The organism is Halorubrum sp. SD612 (genome assembly GCF_002135005.1).
In genome coordinates this window covers 13,943-36,992 of record NZ_NEWI01000010.1, presented here as the reverse complement: position 1 = coordinate 36,992, position 23,050 = coordinate 13,943, and the positions used below count along the sequence as shown (strand labels likewise).

23 protein-coding genes are annotated in these 23,050 nt (G+C 71.9%); 18 read left to right on the top strand and 5 right to left on the bottom strand.

The features are described from left to right. Positions 1-428: 428 nt before the first annotated feature. The gene (locus B9G38_RS02300) at positions 429-1,358 is read left to right on the top strand and encodes a branched-chain amino acid transaminase (protein WP_049931757.1); all 930 of its coding nucleotides are present in this window, start codon (positions 429-431) and stop codon (positions 1,356-1,358) included. Between the two features lie 86 nt (positions 1,359-1,444). On the opposite strand, the gene B9G38_RS02295 is transcribed toward B9G38_RS02300, so the two are convergent. Both B9G38_RS02295 and B9G38_RS02290 read right to left on the bottom strand, forming a co-directional pair. Further along, on the bottom strand, positions 1,445-2,158 hold the full coding sequence (locus tag B9G38_RS02295; protein ID WP_049931755.1) for a DUF502 domain-containing protein: 714 nt from the start codon (positions 2,156-2,158) through the stop codon (positions 1,445-1,447). Positions 2,159-2,242: 84 nt separating this feature from the next. Then, positions 2,243-3,082: a proline dehydrogenase family protein gene (locus tag B9G38_RS02290; protein ID WP_086219347.1), complete on the bottom strand. Its 840-nt coding sequence runs from the start codon at positions 3,080-3,082 to the stop codon at positions 2,243-2,245. 132 nt (positions 3,083-3,214) lie between these two features. Here B9G38_RS02290 and B9G38_RS02285 point away from each other — a divergent pair, with 132 nt between their 5' ends. The 6 genes from B9G38_RS02285 (at position 3,215) to B9G38_RS02265 (ending at position 8,699) form a co-directional block, all read left to right on the top strand. Continuing rightward, positions 3,215-3,757: a CDP-2,3-bis-(O-geranylgeranyl)-sn-glycerol synthase gene (locus tag B9G38_RS02285; protein ID WP_049931752.1), complete on the top strand. Its 543-nt coding sequence runs from the start codon at positions 3,215-3,217 to the stop codon at positions 3,755-3,757. Between the two features lie 151 nt (positions 3,758-3,908). Further along, entirely contained in the window at positions 3,909-4,091 is a 183-nt protein-coding gene (locus B9G38_RS02280) for an HVO_0416 family zinc finger protein (RefSeq protein ID WP_049931749.1), read from the top strand. Positions 4,092-4,169: 78 nt separating this feature from the next. Further along, complete coding sequence (locus B9G38_RS18145) at positions 4,170-4,328, top strand: hypothetical protein (protein WP_006111597.1); 159 nt, start codon at positions 4,170-4,172, stop codon at positions 4,326-4,328. Positions 4,329-4,434: 106 nt separating this feature from the next. Then, complete coding sequence (locus B9G38_RS02275; RefSeq protein ID WP_049931748.1) at positions 4,435-6,279, top strand: UvrD-helicase domain-containing protein; 1,845 nt, start codon at positions 4,435-4,437, stop codon at positions 6,277-6,279. Then, positions 6,276-7,631 carry a Xaa-Pro peptidase family protein gene (locus B9G38_RS02270; protein WP_086219346.1) on the top strand — a complete coding sequence of 452 codons (1,356 nt, stop codon included), beginning with the start codon at positions 6,276-6,278 and terminating at the stop codon, positions 7,629-7,631. Before B9G38_RS02275 ends, B9G38_RS02270 begins: the two co-directional genes overlap by 4 nt. A 159-nt stretch (positions 7,632-7,790) precedes the next feature. Next, positions 7,791-8,699 carry a BGTF surface domain-containing protein gene (locus B9G38_RS02265; RefSeq protein WP_233127147.1) on the top strand — a complete coding sequence of 303 codons (909 nt, stop codon included), beginning with the start codon at positions 7,791-7,793 and terminating at the stop codon, positions 8,697-8,699. A 13-nt stretch (positions 8,700-8,712) separates the two neighbouring features. On the opposite strand, the gene B9G38_RS02260 is transcribed toward B9G38_RS02265, so the two are convergent. Further along, positions 8,713-8,982 carry a hypothetical protein gene (locus B9G38_RS02260; protein WP_049931745.1) on the bottom strand — a complete coding sequence of 90 codons (270 nt, stop codon included), beginning with the start codon at positions 8,980-8,982 and terminating at the stop codon, positions 8,713-8,715. Between the two features lie 117 nt (positions 8,983-9,099). Between B9G38_RS02260 and B9G38_RS02255 the strand changes: the two genes are divergently transcribed. Further along, complete coding sequence (locus B9G38_RS02255; protein WP_086219344.1) at positions 9,100-9,723, top strand: riboflavin synthase; 624 nt, start codon at positions 9,100-9,102, stop codon at positions 9,721-9,723. Between the two features lie 25 nt (positions 9,724-9,748). Here the strand turns inward: B9G38_RS02255 and B9G38_RS02250 are convergent, their stop codons facing one another. After that, positions 9,749-10,453 carry a phosphoglycerol geranylgeranyltransferase gene (locus B9G38_RS02250; RefSeq protein WP_049931741.1) on the bottom strand — a complete coding sequence of 235 codons (705 nt, stop codon included), beginning with the start codon at positions 10,451-10,453 and terminating at the stop codon, positions 9,749-9,751. Positions 10,454-10,543: 90 nt separating this feature from the next. After that, on the bottom strand, positions 10,544-11,623 hold the full coding sequence (locus B9G38_RS02245) for a tubulin/FtsZ family protein (protein WP_086219343.1): 1,080 nt from the start codon (positions 11,621-11,623) through the stop codon (positions 10,544-10,546). Positions 11,624-11,697: 74 nt separating this feature from the next. Here B9G38_RS02245 and B9G38_RS02240 point away from each other — a divergent pair, with 74 nt between their 5' ends. The 10 genes from B9G38_RS02240 (at position 11,698) to B9G38_RS02195 (ending at position 23,021) form a co-directional block, all read left to right on the top strand. After that, the gene (locus B9G38_RS02240) at positions 11,698-12,267 is read left to right on the top strand and encodes a hypothetical protein (protein WP_086219342.1); all 570 of its coding nucleotides are present in this window, start codon (positions 11,698-11,700) and stop codon (positions 12,265-12,267) included. A 7-nt stretch (positions 12,268-12,274) separates the two neighbouring features. After that, positions 12,275-12,739, top strand: coding sequence for a hypothetical protein (locus B9G38_RS02235; RefSeq protein ID WP_086219341.1), 465 nt, complete (start codon positions 12,275-12,277; stop codon positions 12,737-12,739). A 143-nt stretch (positions 12,740-12,882) separates the two neighbouring features. Next, the gene (locus B9G38_RS02230; protein WP_086219340.1) at positions 12,883-14,901 is read left to right on the top strand and encodes an ATPase, T2SS/T4P/T4SS family; all 2,019 of its coding nucleotides are present in this window, start codon (positions 12,883-12,885) and stop codon (positions 14,899-14,901) included. Then, positions 14,898-16,715 (top strand): type II secretion system protein, encoded by a 1,818-nt coding sequence (locus tag B9G38_RS02225; RefSeq protein WP_086219339.1) that lies wholly within the window; start codon positions 14,898-14,900, stop codon positions 16,713-16,715. Before B9G38_RS02230 ends, B9G38_RS02225 begins: the two co-directional genes overlap by 4 nt. Before the next feature lie 85 nt (positions 16,716-16,800). Then, the gene (locus tag B9G38_RS02220; RefSeq protein WP_086219338.1) at positions 16,801-17,301 is read left to right on the top strand and encodes a hypothetical protein; all 501 of its coding nucleotides are present in this window, start codon (positions 16,801-16,803) and stop codon (positions 17,299-17,301) included. Positions 17,302-17,307: 6 nt separating this feature from the next. Next, positions 17,308-17,772, top strand: a complete 465-nt coding sequence (locus B9G38_RS02215; protein ID WP_049931732.1) for a hypothetical protein — start codon at positions 17,308-17,310, stop codon at positions 17,770-17,772. Then, positions 17,763-18,371, top strand: a complete 609-nt coding sequence (locus tag B9G38_RS02210) for a hypothetical protein (protein WP_086219337.1) — start codon at positions 17,763-17,765, stop codon at positions 18,369-18,371. Before B9G38_RS02215 ends, B9G38_RS02210 begins: the two co-directional genes overlap by 10 nt. Next, a complete protein-coding gene (locus B9G38_RS02205; RefSeq protein WP_086219336.1) occupies positions 18,365-21,586 on the top strand; it encodes a hypothetical protein in 3,222 nt (1,073 codons plus the stop codon). The genes B9G38_RS02210 and B9G38_RS02205 overlap by 7 nt, the downstream gene beginning before the upstream one ends. 83 nt (positions 21,587-21,669) lie before the next feature. Further along, positions 21,670-22,122: a DUF5791 family protein gene (locus B9G38_RS02200; protein ID WP_086216871.1), complete on the top strand. Its 453-nt coding sequence runs from the start codon at positions 21,670-21,672 to the stop codon at positions 22,120-22,122. Beyond that, positions 22,119-23,021 (top strand): NAD-dependent epimerase/dehydratase family protein, encoded by a 903-nt coding sequence (locus B9G38_RS02195; protein ID WP_049931726.1) that lies wholly within the window; start codon positions 22,119-22,121, stop codon positions 23,019-23,021. The genes B9G38_RS02200 and B9G38_RS02195 overlap by 4 nt, the downstream gene beginning before the upstream one ends. The last annotated feature ends 29 nt before the right edge of the window (positions 23,022-23,050 follow it).

Sequence of the window (23,050 nt, the reverse complement as noted above, 5' to 3'; positions counted from 1 at the left end):
GGGATCGTCTCAATGAATGGTTCAAGCACCGCCTCATACCAGATCTTTCGACGCTGAAACGGCAGATTCAACGAGGACTGCCGACGATCACGGAACCGATCATCTGGAACTATCTCTGCCCTTGAGGGCGGTAGAAATTAACGCACGACCGTATCAAAGGGGCAGCCGTGAGGGCGACGTAGGCGACGCAAGCACTGGAACGAAGGAGTGAACGCAGTGAGCGACCGAGTGAAGCGCGCAGCGAGCGTACGTCGCCCTCACGGCTGGGGCTCTGGCGGTGTTCGTGTCGGGATCGTCTCTGTTTCGCCGAGCGGCTGGGGCTTTGTAAGTGGTTGTCGTTGTCCCGTCAGAGGAATCGAAACTCGGTCCGTCCCGACAACCCCGACCGGTTGTCACAGTTTTAAGCCCGCCGGCCGCAACTACCGAGTATGGGATTCGACGAGATGGACGTCGACACGATCTGGAAGAACGGGGAGTTCCTCGACTGGGAGGACGCGACGACCCACGTTCTGACCCACGCGCTCCACTACGGAAGCGGCGTGTTCGAGGGCGTCCGCTGTTACGACACCGAGCAGGGGCCGGCAATCTTCCGGTGGGAGGAACACCTCGACCGGCTGTTCGACTCGGCGAAAATGTACGACATGGACATCGAGCACTCGCGGGAGGAGATCACCGAGGCGACCCTCGAACTCCTCGATCGGCAGGACCTCGACTCCGCGTACGTCCGACCGATCGCCTACTACGGGTACGATTCGCTCGGCGTCTCGCCGAAGGGCTGCCCGACCGACCTCGTCCTCGCCGCGTGGCCGTGGGGGGCGTACCTCGGCGAGGAGGCCCTCGAGGAGGGGGTCGACGTGATGGTCTCCTCGTGGCGGAAGCACGCCTCCTCGCAGGTGCCGACGAACGTGAAGACGACCGGGCTCTACGTCAACTCCATGCTGGCGGGCGAGGAGGCGCGCCGGAACGGCTACGTCGAGGCCATCGTCCTGAATAAGGAGGGGAACGTCGCGGAGGGGCCGGGCGAGAACATCTTCATGGTCAACGACGGCGAAATATACACCACCGGCCCCGCGCAGTCGATCCTCGAGGGGATCACCCGCGACACCGTGATCGCCCTCGCCGAAGAGCGCGGCTACGAGGTCCACGACGAGGCGGTCATCTCCCGCGGACAGCTGTACACCGCCGACGAGCTGTTCTTCACCGGCTCCGCGGCCGAGGTCACCCCGATCCGCTCGGTCGACGACACAGAGATCGGCTCGGGAAGCCGCGGCCCGGTGACCGAGGAGCTTCAGGACGCGTTCTTCGACCTGGTCGAGCGGCGGACCGACGACCACGACGAGTGGTTCACCTACCTGTAGCTCGCCTCGCCTGCTTTCTCTCGATCTTTTTAAATCGCCGCGCGCGAAGAGCCGCTAGTCACTCGAACTGCCGGCCGCTCGAGCCGCTACTCGCTCGAACCGCTCCCGTCGGTCGCCGACCCCTCGCCGTCGCTCGGGGTCCCGTCCGTCCGGACGCGTCCGAAGCCGCCCGGGGTCCCGTCGCCGTCGCCCTCCGTGGGCGCCTCCTCGTGGACGGGGACCTGATGAGCGGACTCGGCGAATCCGGCGGAGAGGACCCGCGTCATCCCCTCCTCGACCGTCTCGCCGGTCTCCTCAACCCGGTCCGGTTCGACCTCGATAACGAAGCCGGTGGTGATGTTCGGGGCGGTCGGCATGAACAGGACGATCTTTCCGTCTCGGGTCTTCTTCCCCGTCCGGAACGCGGTCATCCGGATCCCGGGCCACGTCTCGATGTACACCGGGCTCTGTAGCTCGTCGGTGCCGGAGATCGCCGTCTCGATCGCGAGCTTCGAGGCGTTGTACACGACTCGGAGCGCCGGGATCCGGTTGATCGCGTCGTCCACCGCCGACTCCGCCAGCCGACCCAGCGTCGTCCGCATGAAGTACCCCACCGCGAGCACCACGGTCGCGAACACCGCGAACGCGATGACGACGCGGGAGACGGGCTCTAGCGGCGCCGGGATGACCTCGGGCTGGAGCCCCTCGATGAGCGGGATCGAGGCGATGTACTGGTAGATCCAGCGGAGGACTAACAGGAGGACGAGGAGCGGCGCCAGCACGATGAGCCCGCTGGCGAAGTCGCGTTTCCACGTGGACATCTATCGGATCGGTATGTGTCGGCAATCCTTAAGAGGGCTTCCACGCGCCGGCGGCGCGGGCGAGGTCGCGAGGCGTCGCGTCGACTACTGCCCCAGCACCGCCCGCGCCGCGAACGTCAGGTTCTCCTTGCGCTCGCGGACGCGGCGGTAGAAGTACGAGAGCCACTTGTCGCCGTAGGGCGCGTACCGGTGGATGTCGACCCCCTGCGCGGCGAGGTCGCGCTGGGCGTCCTCGCGGACCCCCATGAGCATCTGGACCTCGTAGTCGGCGCCGCGGTCGCGGGCGAGCCGGTCGGCGAGCGAGATCATCTCGGGGTCGTGGCTGCCGACCGCGATCCCCCGGTCGCGCCGCTCGAACAGCGTCGTCAGGTCGTCGCGGTACGCCTCGTCGACGCGGGCCTTGTCGGTGTACGCGATCGAGGACGGCTCGTCGTAGGCCCCCTTCACGAGCCGGAGCTTCCCCGGAACGTCGATCAGGCGGTCGAGGTCGTCCGCGGTGCGCCTGAGGTTCGACTGGACGCACTGCCCGACGCTCCACGGGTAGTCGGCGGCGATCGACTCGAAGGCGTCGAGGGTGGCGTCGGTGGTGTCTGCGTCCTCCATGTCGCACCAGACGAACGCGTCGACCTCGTGGGCACGAGCGACGATCTCTCGGTAGTGCTCCTCGAACAGGTCGGTCGAGACGTCCATCCCGATCTGCGAGGGCTTCACCGAGACGCAGGCGTCGAGGCCGCTGTCGGCGATGTCGTCGAGCAGCCCGAGGTAGGCGTCGGTGTCCGCGCGGGCGTCCGCGGGGTCGTCGTAGTGTTCGCCGAGCAGGTTCAGAATGACCGCGACGCCGTCCTCGTTCGCGGCGCGGACGTGGTCGAGGGCCGCCAGGACGCTCTCGCCGGCGACGAACCGGCTAGCGACTGGGGGGATCATATTGACCGTTCCGGCCGGCGCGAACTTTACCTTTGTCGAGTCGGCGGCGACGACCGCAATCGCGTGTGCGGTGCGGCGACCGGCGGCGACGGATCCGGGGTTTATAACACGCCGCGCGCCGCCCGTGGGGACATGATCGGTACGCTCGTCGCGACCGCGTTCTGGGCGATGCTCCCAGCGTACGTCCCGAACAACGCCGCGGTGTTGGCCGGCGGCGGACGCCCCATCGACGGCGGCCGCGAGTGGCGCGGGGCGCGGCTGCTCGGCGACGGGAAGACATGGCGCGGCACCGCGGTCGGCACTCTCGTCGGCGTCCTGCTCGCGCTCGCGCTCAACGCGCTCGCCGCCCCAGCGAGCGCGGCGCTCGGGAGCGACCTGCCGACGTTCGCGCTCCCGGCGGCGTTCGCGCTCGCCTTCGGCGCGATGTGCGGCGACATCGGCGCCTCGTTTCTCAAGCGTCGCTCGGGCCGCGAGCGCGGCGCCGCGTTCCCCGGTCTGGACCAGCTGGACTTCGTCGTCGGCGCGCTGGGACTCGTCTTCCTCGTCGACACCGACTGGGCGCTCGCTGCGTTCACGCCGGGCGTCCTCGCCGTCGTCCTCGTGATGACTCCGGTCCTCCACGTCGTCACGAACGTCGGCGCGTACGCGCTCGGAGTCAAAAACGAGCCGTGGTGAGCGACGCTACGCTTCCGCCCGCGGCGTTCGGTCTGCCCTGATGTTTGGTTTCGACTCTTTTTACATCTCTTGTTGATCGATTGTCCGCGTAATTCGCAGCGACGAGAACGGCAGAAAGACATATATATTGGTGTGGCATACGATGACACGCATGTCTAGTAGTGCACCCAGCTCGGACGACGACGTGTTCGACGAGTTCCTCTCCGACCGCGGCCACGAGACGGAGATCGTAGGCTGGGAGCGATCCTATAACAAGCTCCAGTGTCCCGAGTGCGGTGCGCTCCACGAGGAAGGAACCGCGACGTGTTCGGTCTGCGACTGGCGGCCGAACTGACGCGCGCCGCGTTCCGCGAATTTTCTTTCCGTCATACCCCCCGGTAGTATTATGTGGAATTACTCGATAGTGACTATCATGCCGACCTGTCAGAACTGCGGTTCCTTCGTCACGACAGATTACGTTCGGGTGTTCACCCCGAACGAGGTCGATCGGCCCCGCGTCTGTCCGGCCTGCGAGGACCTGGTCCGCGACGGCGCCGACGTGCGGGAAGCGCGCGCGACGCGGAGCGGCTGACGGACCGACCGGACGATGACGCGACGCTCTGCCGCCGCGGTCCGGCGCGCGCATCGAGGGCAACCGAGCCACGGCGTTTAAGGAGAACCGGAATCTGGAGGTAATAATGACTGATACCACGGTGACGCGGCTGTTCGGGGGGCCCGGGAGCGGGAAGACGACCGCGCTCCTCGACCGCGTCGAGGAGATCCTCGACGAGGAGGGCGCCGACGTGCGCGACGTGCTCGTCGTCTCGTACACGCGCGCGGCCGCCGCCGAGATCCGCGAACGGCTCGCCGAGCGGCTCGACATCTCCCCGCGCAGCCTCCAAGGGAACGTGAGTACGATGCACGCGAAGGCGTACGAGCTGCTCGACCTCTCGCGAGGCGACGTGGTGGGCGAGGACGACAAGGAGGCGTTCTGCGAGGAGTACGGCATCGAGTTCGAGGACCAGCACGGCGGCGCCGGTCGCCGGACCGCGCGGTCGACGACCATCGGCAACAAGATTATCGCCACCTCGCAGTGGCTCCAGCGCACCGAGCGCGACGTGGCCGACTGGTACGACGTGCCCTTCCAGTGGAACGTCGAGGAGGTCCGGCTCCCGCCCGAGGAGGACCCCAACGCCCAGCAGGGGAACAAGTACACGCCGACGTGGCCCTCCGACGACGACCGGATCGACATCCCCGAGACGATCCGGGCGTGGCGGACGTACAAGGGGGAAAACGACCTCGTCGGCTTCGCGGACATGCTCGAACGGGTCGCGCAGCGCTCGCTCGTCCCCAGCGTCGACTACCTGATCATCGACGAGTTCCAGGACATCACGACGCTCCAGTACAACGTCTTCGAAGAGTGGCGCCCGCACATGGAGAAGGTGCTCATCGCCGGCGACGACGACCAGGTCGTCTACGCGTGGCAGGGGGCCGACCCCGACCTCCTCCTCGACACCGACGTCGACGAGGACGTGGTCCTCCCGAACTCCTACCGGCTCCCCTCGGAGATCCTCAACGTCGTCAACGCCGAGATCCGCCACATCGACAAGCGGCAGGAGAAGGACCTCCACCCGCGCACGGAGGGCGGTTCCGTCGAGGCGATCGAGTCGCCGTCGATGATCGAGCTCGTCCGGAACGTCCGGTACACCGTCGAGGACGACGAGGGCGACGTGATGTGCTTGTTCCGCGCCCGGTACCAGATGTTCGACTTCATCGACGAGTTCATCGACCACGGCATCCCGTTCACGATGCTCACCGACGGGCGGATGTGGACCGACCGCGTCCAGGACTACGTCAGCGCGATCGAGAAGGCCGAGGCCGGCGACCCGGTCACCGGGCTGGAGGCGCGGCGGCTGGCGGACATGCTCCAGGAGTCGGCGTTCGGGACCCACGACCGCGAGGAGTTCTACGACTTCCTCGACGACCGCGAGGAGGCGGCCGACTCCGACGATGTCGCCGACATCGACATCGCGGCCGACACGCTCGACGAGTACATCCCGTTCATGCCCGACACCGCCAGCGCCGACGACATGGTCCGGAAGGTAACGAGCTTCCAGCGCAAGTCGATGGGCGCGTACTTCGAGGGCGAGTATCAGGGCACTGACCCGACCCGCGTCCGCGTCGGCACGATCCACTCGGCGAAGGGCCGCGAGGCCGACCACGTGTTCGTCGCTACCGACCTCACGGAGAAGGTCGTCGAGCAGATGGCGGCCTCCATCGACGACCCGACCGACGTCGACGGCGTCGAGGAGTTCACGAAGTCGACGAGTCCCGTACCCGTCCTCACCGACAACGAGCGCCGCGTCTTCTACGTCGGGATGTCCCGCGCCCGCGAGCGGCTCGTGATCATGGAGAGCCTCATCAGCGGTGCGCCGACGCTGCCGATCAGCGTCCTGTTGTTCAACGAGCTCCGGGAGGAGCCGGCCCAGGAACTCGTCGAGGAGGTCCAGGCGGAGCTGGCGGTGCCAGAGCCCGAGCCGTGAGCGAGGACGACGCGACCGCCACCGACCACGCAAAAAATCCCCGCCCGCTCCGGACCGACCTCCGACCGATCGTCGAGGCGGTCCGCGACGCCGACGCGGCCGCGTTCGTCGCCGTCGGCGACCGCTTCGACGACGACCTGCGCTACCTCTCCCGCTTCGCCGGCCCGGACAGGCCCTCCGCGCTGGTCGTCGTCCCGACGGGCGAAGCGACCGGCGACACCGTCGGCCGCGCCGTCCTCTGTGCGCCCGCCCTGTTCGGCGAGCAGGCCGAACGCGAGTTCGTCGCGAGCGCGCGGGCGTCCCACGAATCGGGGAACGGTGGGCCGACCGACGACGAGGTCGGCTTCCACGACGGGGTCGCCCGCGAGGTCCGGACGGAGCGCGTCGGCGACCACGCCGGCGAGCGCGCGGCCGCGGCCGCCGCGGATCTCGCGGGGGGAGCGAGCGGCGACGGGGAAGGAGTCCTGACGCCCGCGTCGATTCCGCACGACGCCGCGGTGTACCTCGAACGGGCGGGGTTCGAGCCGGCGTCGACGGAGGCGGTCGCGACCGCCAGGGCGCGAAAGACGCCGGCGGAGCGGGACCGCATCCGGCGCGTCCAGCGCGCGACGGTGGCCGGGATCGCCCGCGCCGAGGCCGTCCTCGCCGACTGCGAGGCCGTCGACGAGGGGAGCGAGGAGACGGCAGCCGGGCGGGCCGACGACGACCGCCGACCCCCGCTCCGGTGGGACGGGGAGCCGCTGACGACGGAGCGACTCCGCCGCGAGGTGAACGCGGCCCTCGCCGCGCGCGGCGTCCGCGACGCGGGCAACACCGTGATCGGCGCCGGTCCCTCGGCGGCCGACCTCCACTACGTCGGCGACGACTCGGTCCGGCCGGGCGAGACCGTACTGCTCGATGTCTCGCCCCGCGGTCCCGACGGGTACTACGGCGACGCGACCCGGACGTTCGTCGTCGACGGCGACGGCGGCTGGGCGCGGCGGGCGTACGTCGCGGTCGAGGCCGCGCGCGAGGCCGCGCTCGACGAGGTCGAGCCGGGCGTCCCGGCGAAGACCGTTCACGGCGAGGCGGCGGCGGAGCTCGCCGCCTACGGCTTCGACCCGAACGCCGGAGAGGGCGAGGCCGGCTTCACCCACGGCACCGGCCACGGCGTGGGCGTGAGCCTCCACGAGAGGCCGTCGCTGTCGGGCGCGGGCGAACTGCGTCCGGGACACGTCGTCACCGTCGAGCCCGGCGTCTACGATCCGGATATCGGCGGCGTCAGGCTGGAAGACCTAGTCCTCGTCACTGAAGACGGATACGAGATACTGGCGGAGCATCCGTTCGGCATCGCGCCGCGCGAGCGGGAGTGAGCGGCGGGTAGCTACGACCGGTCTTTGCGCTATCGGCGCGCCTTTTGAGACTCCCGCCGAAGCCCGATACGCATGCGATCCGAGCCCTCCGTCGGATCCGGCGCCACCGCCGGGTCCGAATCGGTCTGGCGTATCGCGAGGCGTAGATGTTCAACGGCGGTGGCGGTTCTCGTGGCCGCGACGGCGCTCGTCGGGGTCGTCGTCGCCGGGAGCGGCGTCGCGGCCGCCGACGGAACCGCCGAACTCGGCGCGGGCGTCGTCACCGTAAGCGAGGACGGGAGCGCCGAGTTCACCGTCGAGACCGACGGCGTCGACGCGTTCGAGGTCGTCGTCGGCAACGAGGAGGAGGTCGGATACGAACTCCGCGCCACGGTGACGCCGGACGGCGACGGCGTCACGACGCTCGTCTTCACCCACGCCGAAACCGGCGGGAGCGGCGCCCCGCTGACCGCCGCCGACGGCGGCGCGGTGGAGATCGACTACGAGACGACCCTGAGCGAGGCGATCGCTCCCGGAAGCTACGACGCGGAACTGTTCGTCGGCGGCGACCCCGCGGACGTCGCCACGCTCGTCGTCGAAGACCGAACGGGCGACGAAAGCGGGGGCGACGGAAGCAGCGGGGACGGCGCGACCGACGGCGAGTCGGCCGAGGCCGTCACGGTCACCGAGGCGGACGTCGAGGCGGCCGATCTCGTCGTCGCCCCGGCGGAGACCGAGCTGAGCGTTCCGGTGACCGCCGAGGACGGCGAGACCGTGACCCTCCGGATCCGCTCTGACGGCGACGCGAGCCCGAGCTTCCTCATGACCGAAGCGGCGACGGTCGAGAACGGGACGGCTAGCGCGGCCTTCGATCTGCGTCGGACGACCCACGGAGACCGCGCGACGCTGACCGTCGGCGGGAACGAGGCGGTCAACGAGTCGGGCGCGCGCGAGGTGCTCGTCGTCGACGAGGAGATCGGCGTCGAGGAACGCGACGGCGTCCTCGGCCTCGAAGCGCCCGGGTTCGGGGTCGTCGCCGGCGGGCTCGCTGTGCTCGTCGTCGCGATCGTTGCCCGGCGGCGGGAGTGAGAGCCGGGCCGAGTCACTTTTCGACCGAATCGCCCTCGGAGCCGGCGGCGTCGTCGTCTCCACGAAGCTGTCGCGGTAACAGTCCCGAGAGCAGCCGTCGGAGTATGGTGGCGGGGTCGAGGAAGTACTGCGGGAGGACGACCATCGCGGCGGCGACGACGAGCAGGCCGGCGCCGAGCGCGACCTCGCCGGCGAACAGGCGGACGACGGCGTAGTTCGCGAGCGGGAGCGCGAAGACGAGCGACGCCGCCAGCCCGATCATGTCCAGCACTCCGAGTCGCATCGACCCTCCGTTGATCCCCGGGGGGCAAAAGGGGCCCGGCCGCGACGACGGGCGGTCGAACTCCCAGATCCCGGCCGGACCCAGAACCGATATCCGTCGCCCGCCCCCAGTTCCGGTATGTTCACCGGCATCGTCGAGGGCACCGGTACGGTCCGCGAGCGGACCGAGACCGACGACGGCCTCCGGCTTCGGATCGGCGTCGACGGATTCGACGACCTCCACCACGGCCAGTCGATAAGCGTGAGCGGCGTCTGTCTGACCGTCGAGGAGCACGGGAGCGACGACGGCGGCACGACCGACGGCGGCGACTGGTTCTCGGTGTTCCTCGCGAGCGAGACGGTCGCGAAGACGTACCTCGGCGGGATCGAGGCGGGAGACGTCGTCAACGTCGAGCGCGCGATGCCCGCCGACGGGCGGTTCGACGGCCACGTGGTCCAGGGACACGTCGACACCGTCGCCGAGGTGACGGGAATCGAGCGCGTCGGCGAAGACTGGCGGTTCACGTTCGCGACTCCGGAGGGACACGGCGACTACCTCGTCGACAAGGGGTCCGTGACGCTCGACGGCATCTCGCTGACGGTCGCCGAGAAGCGCGCGGGCGAGTTCGACGTGGCGGTCATCCCGACGACCTACGACCTGACGACGCTCTCGGAGAAGTCGGTCGGCGACCCGGTACACCTGGAGGTGGACGTGATCGCGAAGTACGTCGAGAACATGCTGGACGGGTACGCGGCCGACTAACTGGCGACGGACCGACCCGTCCCCCTCAGTCCCCTGCGTCCTTCGCGCCCTTCACCGTCTCGCGGACGGCGTCGACGCCCTCGTCGTGGAGCAGGTCGCCGACGACGATCACGTCGCTGTGAGCGGCCATCTCGTTGGCCGACTCGTAGTCGTGGATGCCGCCGCCGTAAAAGAGCGTGGCGTCGTCTAAGGCGTCGTGAGCGGCCGCGACCTTCTCCGTGTCGCCGAACGTGCCCGAGTACTCGACGTAGACGATCTCCTGGCCGAACATGCGCTCCGCGACCTTCGCGTAGGCCGCCACGTCGTCGGCGCTGAGGTCGCAGTCGGCCTCCGTCAGCTGGGCGACCGACGCCTCCGGGTTCAACACGATGTACGCCTCGGTGTGGGTCCGGGTCCAGTCGAGGTCGTCGATCCGGACCCACTCCTTGTGGGCGCCGGTTATCCAGAAGGGGCCGCCGGCGTTGAAGACGGTCGGGATCAGGTAGCCGTCGAGCGCCGGCGAGTCGATCACGACTCCCGGATTCGACGGCTCCTGGTACAGCGGCACGTCGTACTCCGCGGCGGCGTCGACCACGCGGGTCATCTTCTCCGCGGTGACGTCGAGGGTCCCACCGATCTCGATCGCGTCCGTCCCGGTCCGGCAGACGTCCTCGAAGGTCTCGCCCGCCCGGAGGTCCTTGTCGGGGTCGACCTTCAGCACGTGGTCCCAGTCGTCCCACGGGTTAGTCATCGGCCGAGACTCCACCGGGCGAGAACAAAAAGGTGCGGAAGCTATCCCGCCCCGAAGCCCCGAGCCGCGCCGCGCGGGAGGGCGGGGGCCTCACAGCAGGTCGTTGATCTCGTCGTTCTCGAACGCGGCCGCCGGGTCGGGCTTCTCCTCGCGCTCGTCGCGGACCGCCTGCCGAGCGCGCTCCAAGAACGCCTCGACGCGCTGCGAGCGCTCGACCCCCGCGAGGAGGACCAAGGCGGCGATCCGGTCGGAGTCGAGCGGGAAGTCGCCGCCGCGGACCTGCATCGACCCCGTCTCCTCCTGAAGCCACTTCCGCGCCTTCTCCGCGCCCTTCCGGGAGATCCGGTCCGGGTCGCCGGCGACCGCGACGAGGGCGGCGTCGGCGTCGGTGGCGCTCGGCAGCGACAGCCCGGTCATCACCGAACTCCGGACCGCGCTCGTCACGGTGTTGACGTTCTCTTGCGGGTCCTCGGCGGCGGGCGCCGACGCGAACCCGACCGCGGCCATCCCGCCCGCCCGGAGCGTGTTGATCACCTCGCTCGTGTCGACGACGGACTCGGCGACGCCCTCGACCGCCTCGCCGGCGGCGAGGACGAGCCCGATCCGCTTCGCCATCGAGGCGTTGATCGCCTCGTAGCCGCCCTCGACGGACTCGCCCGCCGAGCGCCACGCGTCGTTGTCGAGCAGGATCGTCGCGTCTGACTCGCGGACCAGCGTCTTGAGCGACCGGCCGGCGTTCACCTGATACATCGTCCCCTCGTCGCGACCGGGGAGGACGCCGATGGCGTACACCGGTACGTCGTACACCCGGTTCAGCTCGCGGACGAGGACCGGCGCGCCGCCGGAGCCCGTCCCGCCGCCGAGGCCGGCCACGACGAAGACCGCCTCAGCCTCCGCGGTGACCTTCGGGGCGAGCGCGTCCAACACCTCGACCGCGTCTTCGTCCATCACTTCGGCGCCGAGTTCGTTGTCGCCGCCGACGCCGTGACCGTTGACGCGCGACTGCCCGACGAGGACCGTTTCGAGCGGGAGGGGGTCGAGGTCGGCCGCGGCGGTGTTGACAGCGATCGCGTCGAGGACCGCGCCGTAGCCGGCGTCGGCGTCGAACTCCGCGAGGGCGGTCGTGAGCTTACCGCCCGCCTGTCCGACGCCGAGGAGGACTGCTTTCATGCCCAGACGTACCGGTTCCCCCGATAATATCCTTTCCCCGACGTTTAAGAGTGAGACCGTGGGCAACAGGCCGCATGACCGATCACGCGCGGGGCGCGGAGCCGACGGACGCGGAAACGGACGCGACGCCGACGGGAGCGGACGGACCGGACGACCGGATCGAGTCTCGGCTCCGCGCCGTCGAGCGCGCGGTGACCGGGAGCGAGGCGCGGCCGGTCGACGCCGCCGCGGACGCGGAGGCGACGGCCGAGCACGAGCGACTCGAGTCGCGGCTCGACGACCTCGAGGAGCGCGTCGCGGAGTTGGAGGCGGCGACGCAGGCGGTCCGCGGCTACGCCGGAGCGATCCGGGCCGTCAACCGCGAGGTCGAGCGCCGGGCCGACCTCGCGCTCGCGAGAGCGACCGAGGCCGGGCGGGAGAACGAGCGGAGCGGCGGCAGTGTCGGCCGCGAGAGCAGCGCGAGCGACGGGCAGCGGGCCGACGACACCGTTCCGTCGGAGGGCGCCCTCGACGCCGCCCTGCCGGACGATCGCTCGCGGTCCGGACCGCGTACCGGCGGCAGCGGAACCGACGAGGCTGCCGGGGACGGCGACGGCGGGGCGTGGGCGACGACCGCGCTCGACCGCCTCCGGGAGTCGCTGTGAGCGAGCCGTGATCCGCGTGGCCCTCACCGTCCTCGTGGCAGTCGCGCTGCTGACGGCGTCGATGCCCGCGGTCGAGACGGCCCGGACCGCGACGACGGCGGACCGGATCGGCGCCGAGGCGGACCGTCTGGAGCGGGCGATCGGCAGCGTAGTCGCCGGATCGTCGCCCGTAGACGACCCCGCCCTAGCGGCGCAGGCGACGGTGCGTTTCCGGGTCCCGACTGGGTTCGCCGCGGCGGAGGTCGACCGCGTCGCGCTCGTCGAGCCGCCGGACAGGCCGGGCGGCGTCGTGCTCGCGTACCGCGTCGAGGACCGGCCGAAGCGCACGGTCCGCGTCGGAACGGGACCGATGGAGGTGACTGTCGATCCCGGCGGCGGACCGATCGAACTTCGCCCGGGCGGGACGAACCGCATTCGGCTCCGGTACGTCGACGACGAGGGGCCGACGGTCCGGATCAGCCGAGCGGGGTAGACCGGGGCGGAGGGACGCGACGGCGCGGGACAGAATAGATTACGACAGGGCAGACCGGGACGACGCGGATCGTTTCGAGACGCGGCGGAACGGAACGGCGGGACGGCCGACGACTTATATATCAAACCGCGGGCACGCCCGTCATGAACCTCGGTATCACCGATCAACTCACCGACGGGGCCGGCGAGACGCCGCTCCGAGCGCTCCCGTGGGTCGACGAGGACCGCGACGAGTGTCGGTGCGAGCCGGCGTTTCGCGAGCCCGTGGGAACTGGCGTCGAGGACAGGGTTATACTCGACGTCGACGCCGGCGCGTGTCCCGGACGCGGCGACCTCGCCGCGAGCGCCGACTGTCTCGCGACCGTCGTGGAGGCGCTCGGCGACCGCGACGCCGACGTGATCAGGACACGACACCGCGGCCGCGAGCGGTCGTACGCCGACCGCGCGGCCGACCTCCTGACCGCCGCCGGACGGTTCCGCGAGCGGGTCGGGTTCCGTGAGGAGCGGCTCGTCGAACGAGTCCTCCGCGACCCGCTCGGCGCCGCGGTAGAGGCCGCCGGGCGGGCGGGCCCTGCGAAGCGCATCGCGGCCGAAACGGGGCTGCTGTCGGCCGCGGAGGATCTCGGCGGCGGCGAGAACTGGCCCGAGAGCGACGGCGTTCTGAGCGATCGCCTGCGGGCGCACGTCGGTCCGACGGCCGCGACCGCACGGGTCGCGGCCTCGCCGCCGCCGGGTGCGACGCTGGTCGATCGCTGGACGGTGCCGACCGGGGCGACGGTCCGGCTCTACGACGGCGACGACTCCCTCAGGACGTACCACCTCACGCCGCCGACGGTCGATCTGGACGCCGACGCCGTAGCGACGCTGGCCGCGGCGCGAGACCGGCTGCTCGACGACCCCCGCGGCGGCGACAGGGCCCCCGGACGAGCGGTGCGGGCGGCGGCGGAAGACGGCGACCCGGTCGCCGATCTGACGGAGATCCTGCGCCGACACACGCACGGCTACGGCGTGTTCGAACACGTCTTCGCCGACGAGAGGGTGAGCGACGCGACGGTGACGGCGCCGGTCGCGGAGAACCCGCTCCGCGTCGTGCTCGACGGGGAGCGGTGCCGGACGAACGTGCGGCTCCCCCCGGAAGGGGCCGCCACGCTCGCGTCACGGCTCCGCCGGTCGAGCGGTCGGGCGTTCTCGCGGGCCACGCCGACGCTCGACGCGACGATCGAGTCCGAAACCGGTCGGGTCAGGGTCGCCGCGGTCACGGCCCCAGCCAGCGACGGGCTCTCGTTCACGTTCCGACGCGGGGATCCGGAGGCGTGGACGCTCGCGCGACTGGTGTCCGTCGACACCCTCACGCCCGCGGCGGCCGGGCTGTTGTCGGTGGCCGTCGAACGCGGGGTAGCGGGGCTTATCGCGGGCGGCCGGGCAGCCGGGAAGACGACCGCGCTCGGCTCACTGCTGTGGGAATTGCCCGCGGAAACGAGGGCGATCGCAATCGAGGACACGCCGGAACTCCCGGTAGACGCCCTCGCGGACGCCGGGCGAGACGCGCAGCGACTCTGCGTCGGTGACGGGGCCGAACTCGCCCCGGCAGACGCCGTTCGGACGGCGCTCCGGATGGGCGGCGGCGCGATAAGCGTCGGCGAGGTGCGCGGCGAGGAGGCGCAGGCGCTGTACGAGGCGATGCGTGTCGGTGCCGCCGGCGAGACGGTGCTGGGGACGATTCACGGCGAAGACTCGGCCGGGGTGGAGGAACGCGTCGTCACCGACCTCGGCGTCCCCCGCTCGTCGTTCGCCGCGACCGATCTGATCGCCGTGCTCGACGACCACCGCGTGGAGTCGATCGTCGAGGTCGGCGACCGCGACGGCGGCGTGAGCTTCGATCCGCTGTTCGAGCGGACCGAACGGGGACTCGTCGGCACGGGTCGGATCGACCGCGGTGAGAGTCGACTCGTCGAGGCGCTCGGGGGGACGAACGAATCGTACGCGGCGGTTCGGGAGGTCATCGATCGGCGGAGCGACCGGATCCGCGATGCGGTTCGGGCGGGACGCGTTTCGCCGGCGCGGTACGTCAGGGGAGATGTATCCGGCGATCCGAGCGGAGACGTGGGAGCCCCGGCCGATCGACCACGCGAGGGAGGAGTGAAGCACGGAGGCGGCGCATGAACGAGGACCGGTCGAAACCGACCGAGCGGTCGGCTCGTGTCGACGGAGAAGACGACGCGACCGCCTCGAAAGAACTGCGGCGGGCCGTCGCGTTTCTCGGCTGGGGCGTTTCCGCGGAGCGCGTCGTGGCGATCGGGTACCGGGCCGGCGTCGTCGTCGGGGCGGTTGTCGCCGCGGCCGCGGCGCTCGCTGCCGGCACGGTCGTCGCCGCGCCGGCCGGACTGGCCGCCGCCGTCGGCGGCGTACACGCGGTCCACCGGGCGCCGGTGTGGCTCGCGTCGCTCCGGCGGACGCGGGCGCTGGGCGCGGCGCCGGGGCTCGTCGGGCGGCTCGTGTTGCGGATGCGGCTCGATCCCTCGACGGAGCGTGCGGTGCGGTTCGCCGGCCGGACGGGAGAGGGACCGTTGGCCGCGGCTCTCTCCCGCCACGAACGGGGCTGTGCGGACGGGCCGACGAGCGGCCTTCGAGCGTTCGCTCGCGAGTGGACTCCGTGGTTCCCGGCGATAGACCGCGCCGCCGCGCTGGTCCGGACCGCGGCGACCGCGCCGCCGGAGCGCCGCGGGCGGTGCCTCGACCGCGCCCTCGACGCGACGCTTTCGGGGACGACCGATCGGCTCGCGTCGTTCGTCGGCTCCGTCCGCGGGCCGGTCTCGGCGCTGTACGCGTTCGGCGTGCTGCTCCCGCTGGCACTCATCGCGCTCCTTCCCGCGGGCACCGCCGCCGGCGTCGCGGTGGGTTCCGGACTCGTCGCCGGCCTGTACCTGATCGCGCTTCCGGGCGGGCTGGTGGCCGCCTCGGCGTGGCTGCTCTCCCGTCGCCCGGTGGCGTTTCCGCCGCCGCAGATCGGCGGAGACCATCCCGACGTGCCGGACCGGCGCGGCCACGCGTTGGTCGTCGGCTGCGCCCTCGGTGCGGCCGCCGTCGCCGCGCGAGTCGTCGCGCCGTGGGCGTGGCCGGTCGCGGGGGTCGGCGTCGGAATCGGGAGCGCGCTGTTCGTCCTCGCGCGACCCCGCCGCGCGGTGCTGTCCGAGGTCCGAGGCGTCGAGCGGGGGCTGCCGGACGCGATGACCGTGATCGGCGGAGACGTGGCGGAGGGGGTCGCGGTCGAGACCGCGGTCGCGAACGCCGGCGAGCGGCTCGACGGCGCGACCGGCGAGGTGTTCGAGCGCGCCGGCCGGCGGAGCGACACGCTGCGCGTCGGCGTCCGCGAGGCGTTTCTCGGACAGGGCAGGCCGGCCGCGGACGTGCCGTCGTCCCGGGTTCGCGGGGCGATCGCGCTGCTCTCCGTCGCCGCGCGGGAGGGGCGTCCCGCCGGCGACGTCCTGTTGGAGCTCGCCGACCAGCTGGAGTCGCTACGGGAACTCGAACGCGACGCGCGCCGCCAGCTCGCGACCGTGACGGGGACGCTCTCGAACACCGCGGCGGTGTTCGCGCCGCTCGTGGGTGGAGCGACCGTCGCGCTCGCGACCGGGATCGACGCCGCCGATGTCGGGAGCCTGGGAGCCGGAGCGGCAGCGGGCGCCGACGCGCTCGGCGGAGGCGGACTGGGCGCGGAGAGCGGAGTGGCCGCTGGCGGGAGCGGGGCGGCGAGCGACGGCGCGAGGACCGGCGGAACGGCTGCCCTGTCGGTGCCGGTGCTCGGACGGATCGTGGGGACGTACGTGCTGTTGCTCGCCGCCCTCCTCACCGGGCTGGCGACCGGACTGGAGCGCGGGTTCGACCGGACGTTGGTGGCCTATCGGGTCGGGATCGCGCTGCCGACGGCGACGGCCACGTTCCTCGTCGCGTTCGCCGGCGCCGGACTCCTGTTCTGAGCCCGATCGGTGGGGCAGTCGGCCCTCGATCGACCGCGACGCACGGGGCCGATCGTTTATGTATGAAAGCGCGGCCAGCCGCGCCATGTTCGAGACGCACCTCGACGCCACGTACGCGTGGCTCGGTCTGGCCGTCGTGAGCGTCGCGGCCGTCGGCGTGGCCGCCGCGTTCCCGGCGTCGCCGCCGCCGGACGCGGACTGCGTCGCGCGCACCGTCGATTCGGTCGCGGACGGGTCGTACCCGGCGACGGCGGAACACGGTATCGCGGCGGACAGACTCCGGCTCGCGGAGGGATCCGTCTCGCTTAGAGACGAGGGAGGGACGGCGCGGGCGACGCTCGATGCCCCGCGGATCACCCCGGTCGTCCGACCGGCAGCGGGGGTGACGCCGGGCGCGGCGACGGACGCCCGGCTTCGGCGCGTCCTCGACGGCGCCCCTCCGGACGCAGCGTTCGACGATCCGGCGTCGTTCGCGGCGGCCGCCGAGCGTGCGCGAGCGGCGGACGCGAGGTGGACGACCGCACCGAGGCGGATAACGGTCCGACGCGTACACTACGGTGACGTCCGGGTCACGCTGGTCGGGTGATCTCGCGTGTCGCGTGACTCCACGGAATCCGGCGCGTCGGCGACTCGGAACGGGCCGAGCGCGGCGTTCCCGACCGCCGACCGTGCCGCCGTCGAGCCGATCGCCGCGCTCGTCGCGGTGGTGGTCGTCGGACTCGCGTTGGGGCTATACGCCGGCGCCTTCGCGGACGCGGCGCCGGACGACCGTCGGTCGGCCGCGAAGTCGGCGCTGGACCGGGTCGAGGGGAGGGTCACCGTCGGCGGCGTCCTCGACCCGGACCGGATGCGGCGGGTCGAAGCGCCGGGGACCGCGATCGCGATCGAACTGGAGGCGGACGGCGAGCGGTGGTTGGCCGCGTCGGGGCCGGACGCGCCGGGACCGCCGGGAGTCCGGACCCCGGAAGCGGTCGCGGTCGCCGAGCGACGGGTGACGGTCCGCGTGGCGCCGGGCCGTAACGTCCGCGGAACGCTCCGGGCGGTGGTGTGGCGGTGACCAGCACCGTCCTCGACGTGACCGTGCTGCTGCTTTGCGTCTCCGCGAGCGTCGTCGCGCTCGGCGCGAGCGACGCCGGCGGCCCCGACGGTCCGACCGCGACCGACGCCGCAGACCGGCTCGTCACCGAGACCGAGACCGTGGCGTATCCCGACGAGGGCGCGCCGAACGACACCCGACGAATCCACGCGACGCGCGCGGAGTTGCTCGCGCTGGTCGCCGAACGAGTCGGTGACGGGGGCACGAAAACGGCGTTCGACCGCCGCGCGATCGACGCGGTTCACACCGGGATCGGTCCGCGGACGCGCGTCGACGTTGCCCTCGACGGGCCGACGCGGACGGCGGAGAGAGTGGGTGGGGTACCGGAGCGATACCGGGCGCCTGGCGCGTTTCGAACGACCGAACCGGCGGCCGACTCGTCCGGATCGACCGCGGACGAGACCCGACGGGTGGTCGCCGTCGGACCGGAACCGCCGCGAGACGCCACCGTCGGGGTCGCGGTCGTCAGACAGCCGCTTCCGGCAGGAGTCGACGGCGGTGGGGAATCGGACCGACGCGGAGCGGGTGCTACGGTCCGGATCGTCGTTCGGAGGTGGTGAGCGTGAAGGGCAGCGACTCCGGTCGGGCGGGTTCCGGCCGACGGAGCCGGACGTTCGCGGTCGACGAGCGGGCGCGAGTCCCGTTCGCGCTGGTCGGCGTGCTACTGCTCGTGACGAGTTCGGCGTACGCCGCCGGACTCGCCGAGCAGGGGCTCGTCGGCGAGGACCGCCGCGTCGAACGCGCCGTCGAGCGAGTCGACGCCGACGCCACCGCCGCGCTCAGGAGCGCGGCCCGGGAGGCCGCCCACGAGGCGGCGGCGGAGCCGGTGACGCGGCCACCGAGTGGACCGGGAGCGGCGGCCGAGGCCGTCCGGGAGGGATCGGCCTTCGAGGACGCGTTCCGGATCCGACTCGCGGTCGCCGGATCGGAGGCGCTGGGTGCCGTCGAGAGCGACATCGGCACCGTGACGGCGACCGCGTCGCTACCGGCCGTCGAGTCGCCGAGCGACCTCGTCGCCGCGCGCGAGCGGGTCCGCGTCGAGCGGGTCGCCAACGGGACCGCGACGCGAGTGACGTTCGAGGGCGTCGCGACGACCGCAACCCGGAACGGGCGAACCGTCGTGAACCGGACGCGGTCCCGAACGGTCACCGTCGCGGTGCCGACGTTGGCCGCTCACGAGCGGACCGAGCGGTTCGAGCGCCGACTCAACCGCGGTCCGGTCGAGGGGCCCGGACTCGGGCGACAGGTCACGGCCAGCCTCTACGCGATGGCGTGGGCCCGGGGGTACGGCCAGTACGCCGGCGCACCGGTCGAGAACGTGGTCGCGAACCGCCACGTGGAGCTGTCGACGAACGCCGGGATCGTCCGCGTCCAGCGGGATGTGTTCGGAACGAGCGATCCCGACGCCCGCGGCGGCGTCGCGCGAGCGACCGCCCGGACCGGTGTGACCGACCTGCTGTCGCCGACCGGCGTCGACGAAGCCTCCTGGACGGACGCCGTCCTCGGAGCGCCGACGCCGACGGCGGAGACCGAGAGAGAGCGGACGGCCTCGGACGGGAACGCGGCGACGAGCGAGGACGCGGCGTTCGACTCGGCCACGGATCCGACGAGCGAGACGGCGTCGGTCGAGGTCGGGCACGCGGCCGACCGCGCCGCGACCCGCGTCCACGACGATCTCGAATCGATCGTGCGGGCGAGCCACCGAGTCGAGGCGACCCTAGAGACGGAGGCGACGCGGGTCGTCGAAGGCGGTCCCGTGAGCCCGGGTCGTCCCCGGTCGCAGCTCGGAGAGCCCTGGCGGCGGGTCGACACGTCGCGGACGGAGCGCGTCCGCGTCACCGACGGGAGCGACCTCCGAACGGGAACCGACGGCGAGACGGTGTCGGCCGGCGAGTCGGTGTCGTTCGGCGGCGCGACTCGTGAGGTCGTCGTCGAGCGCGCAGCGACAGCGACGTGGGAGCGACGGGTCGTCGAACGGGGACCGAACGGAACGGTACAGGACGTGAGCGTCGACCGCGCCGTGACGAGCGACGAGGCGACGGACCGGTACCGCGTCCGCGTGTCGGTGACCGGGACGTACGCGCCGCGCGACGACGCCCCCGACGGGCCGACGGCGACGTTCGGCGCCGCCGACCGGGACGTTGCCGGGCCCGACCTCGCCGACACGCCGGCGGCCGCGAGGGCAGAGCTGAACGTCGAGACGGCGGGCGACGTCGATCGGCTGGCTCGCGACGCCGTCGAACGGGGCGACGAGAGGCGGTCGACGGTCGTGTACGGCGACCGATCGGGCGCCGACCTAGACCGGATCGCGGCGGACATCTCGACGCTGTCGGAGCGCGTCCGCGACCTGGAGACCGAGGCGTCGATGGCCGACGCCGCGGTCGGCGAGTCGACGCCGTACGGCGATCTCGCCGCGGCCGTGCGCGATCGGCGCGACGCGCTACGCGACGCCCCGAGGCGGTACGACGGCGCGGTCGACCGGGGGCGCGTCGCCGCCCGCGTCGCGTATCTCGACGCCGTGATCGGGGAGCTCGAATCGGCGTCGGACGACAGGAAGGCGGCGTCTAACGGAGTTCTCGACCGCGTGAACGACGCGTTCGGTGGACCGCCCGTGGGCGAGGTGATCGCCAGCCGCGAGGCCGCACGCGACCCGGGGACCTACGCGGTCGGCGACGAGGGGCCCGCCGGCGCCGTCACGTTCGCTCCGGAGGGGTCGCCGGGGTATCTCCCGCGGACCGCGGTCGACGGCGAGCGCGTGGAAGGCGTCGACGGCACGACCACGAGGCCGCTCGCGGCTCGAAACGTGAACTACGCCACGCTCCCGTACAGCGACGTCTCCGGCGGGATCGCCGACCGGATTCTCGGCACCGACGACACGGTCCGTCTTGGCGTCGCCGGGCGATCGCTCCTCGCGGCCGACGAGGCCCTCGCGGCGGCCGACGACGACGACCTACGGGCCGACCGAAACGCGCTCGCCGGACGGGTTGACGCCTCGCTGGGACGCGTCGACGACGCGTTACAAGGCCGGCTCGCGAAACGGACCGACCTCTCGCGCGAGCAGCGGAACGCGGTCGTGGAGAGCGTCGCGTCCGAGTACGATTCGCTCGGCGACAGGGCCGTCGCGGTCGGCGACGGCGAGTACCCGAACCGCGTCGCGAGCGAGGCGGCCCGGGTCGGGTCGCTGTCGAGGGCCGAACGGCTCGGCCTCGCGGCGCACCTCCGGGTGGAGACGCGGAAGGCGGCGGGACGGGACGCGGTCCGCGTCCCGGCTCGCTTCGTCGACGCGACGACGACGGCGTCCCGGACGATTCGTCGAGACAGAGTCGAGTCGAAGATCGAGTCCCGCGCCCGGAAGGCGGTCGCGTCGGTGCCGGACGAGCGGGTGCCGAAGCCCGTTCGGAGCGTCAGCGCGGGACTCCCCGTCGCGCCGGTCCCCGGGTACTGGGTGGCGACGGTCAACGCGTGGAACGTTCAGGTGCGCGGAGAGTACCCGCGCTTCGCGCTTCGTGCGAACGTCGGGACGCCCGACCGCCCGTTCGAGTACGTCCGGGAAGCCGACGAGGTCAGCGTCGATGTGAACGGCGAGTCGGTCGCGCTCGGCGCGACGGAGCCGGTCGCGTTCGAGACGCGGACGGTCGTCGTCGTCGCGGTCCCCGCCGGGCCGCCGGGCGTCGGCGACGTCGACGGGACGCGCGAGGAGACGTCCGGCGGCTGGCCGTGTCCGGGATCGCTGAGCGCGTCGCCCGGAGAGGGGGACGAGTGTACGGAGCATTGAGGGAGGGAGGGAGAACGCGGGCGGCGAAGCGCCGGGACGCGACCGACCGCAGGCGTTTTGCGACGGCGCGACCCAGAGGGAGTATGTTCCACGAGGTCGTTGACGACCGCGGAAGCGGGCCCGACGTCGACGCGGACGAACCGGCGGCGGCGGAGTTACTCGCGGCCTTCGAGACGCTGGTCACGGAGGCCGCGTCGGGCGTCGACGGCGACCGGCTCGTCGGCGAGGTCGGCCTGACGGAAGCGGACGCGAGCGCCGTCCGCGACGGGGACGTCGCGGCGCTCTCGCTCGCGGACGCGGCGGCCGTCCTCGCGGCGGCGGAGCCGGGGCGCGACGCCGACGCGATGGTCGCGGAGGTGCGCGATCACCTCCTGATGGGGATGGCGACCGCCGTCCTCGACGTCGACGCGATCGCCGCGCGGATCGACGCCGACCTCACCGGGCAGGAGGTCCAACAGGCGCTGGAGGGGCGGACCAGATTAACTCTTGGCCAGCTCGCGGAGATACTCGCGGTCATCGAGCGTCGGAAGCCATGAGAGTCGTCGTCGTCGGCTGCGGCTACGTCGGGCTGGCGCTGGCGGAACAGCTCGACGCCCGCAGCCACGAGGTCGTCGGTGTCCGCCGGTCAAACGCCGGCCTCGACGCGGTCGACGCGGTCGGCTCCGGGGTCGAGGCCGTCCGGGCGGACGCGACCGATCCCGAGTCGCTCTCGGCGCTACCGGACGCGGACGCGGTCGTCTTCGCGGCCAGCTCCGGCGGCCGCGGTGCCGACGCGGCCCGGGAAGTGTACGTCGACGGCTTGGCGAACGTCGTCGACGAGTACGGCTCGCGGGCCGCGCCGCCGGACCGGCTCGTGTACACCTCCTCGACGGGCGTGTACGGTGACCACGACGGCGGGTGGGTCGACGAGGAGACGCCGGTCGACCCGACCACGGAGAAGACCCGCGTCCTCGCCGAGGCCGAGCGGATCGCGACGGAGCGCGCGGCCGACGCCGGGATCGACGGGACCGTCGTCCGGTTCGCGGGGCTGTACGGGCCGGAACGCTACCGGCTGGATCGGTACGTGGATGGCCCGGTGACGGCCGGTTACCTGAACATGGTCCACCGCGACGACGCCGCGGGATCGATTCGACATCTGCTGGAGACGGACCGCGCACGCGACCGCGTCGTCCTCGTCGTTGACGACGAGCCGGTCGGCAAGCACGTGTTCGCCGACTGGCTCGCGGACGCCTGCGGCGTCCGGCGCCCGGAGAAGCTGTCGAAGGACGAGCGGATCGCGGCGGGGAACCTCTCGGCGGCCGCGGAGCGCCGGATCCGAACCAGCAAGCGCTGTTCGAACGCGCTGCTCCGCGAGCTCGGCTACGAGTTCGCTCATCCCACGTTCCGGTCCGGCTACCGCGACGCGGTGCGAGCGTACCGGACGCGGACCGAGTAGCGCGTCTCGGACGGACAGCGGCCGGTTCG

Coding starts and splice junctions, on each gene's coding strand:
- B9G38_RS02300 (WP_049931757.1), top strand. CDS start 429: ATGGGATTCGACGAGATGGACGTCGACACGATCTGGAAGAACGGGGAG.
- B9G38_RS02295 (WP_049931755.1), bottom strand. CDS start 2,158: ATGTCCACGTGGAAACGCGACTTCGCCAGCGGGCTCATCGTGCTGGCG.
- B9G38_RS02290 (WP_086219347.1), bottom strand. CDS start 3,082: ATGATCCCCCCAGTCGCTAGCCGGTTCGTCGCCGGCGAGAGCGTCCTG.
- B9G38_RS02285 (WP_049931752.1), top strand. CDS start 3,215: ATGATCGGTACGCTCGTCGCGACCGCGTTCTGGGCGATGCTCCCAGCG.
- B9G38_RS02280 (WP_049931749.1), top strand. CDS start 3,909: ATGTCTAGTAGTGCACCCAGCTCGGACGACGACGTGTTCGACGAGTTC.
- B9G38_RS18145 (WP_006111597.1), top strand. CDS start 4,170: ATGCCGACCTGTCAGAACTGCGGTTCCTTCGTCACGACAGATTACGTT.
- B9G38_RS02275 (WP_049931748.1), top strand. CDS start 4,435: ATGACTGATACCACGGTGACGCGGCTGTTCGGGGGGCCCGGGAGCGGG.
- B9G38_RS02260 (WP_049931745.1), bottom strand. CDS start 8,982: ATGCGACTCGGAGTGCTGGACATGATCGGGCTGGCGGCGTCGCTCGTC.
- B9G38_RS02255 (WP_086219344.1), top strand. CDS start 9,100: ATGTTCACCGGCATCGTCGAGGGCACCGGTACGGTCCGCGAGCGGACC.
- B9G38_RS02250 (WP_049931741.1), bottom strand. CDS start 10,453: ATGACTAACCCGTGGGACGACTGGGACCACGTGCTGAAGGTCGACCCC.
- B9G38_RS02245 (WP_086219343.1), bottom strand. CDS start 11,623: ATGAAAGCAGTCCTCCTCGGCGTCGGACAGGCGGGCGGTAAGCTCACG.
- B9G38_RS02240 (WP_086219342.1), top strand. CDS start 11,698: ATGACCGATCACGCGCGGGGCGCGGAGCCGACGGACGCGGAAACGGAC.
- B9G38_RS02230 (WP_086219340.1), top strand. CDS start 12,883: ATGAACCTCGGTATCACCGATCAACTCACCGACGGGGCCGGCGAGACG.
- B9G38_RS02225 (WP_086219339.1), top strand. CDS start 14,898: ATGAACGAGGACCGGTCGAAACCGACCGAGCGGTCGGCTCGTGTCGAC.
- B9G38_RS02220 (WP_086219338.1), top strand. CDS start 16,801: ATGTTCGAGACGCACCTCGACGCCACGTACGCGTGGCTCGGTCTGGCC.
- B9G38_RS02200 (WP_086216871.1), top strand. CDS start 21,670: ATGTTCCACGAGGTCGTTGACGACCGCGGAAGCGGGCCCGACGTCGAC.
- B9G38_RS02195 (WP_049931726.1), top strand. CDS start 22,119: ATGAGAGTCGTCGTCGTCGGCTGCGGCTACGTCGGGCTGGCGCTGGCG.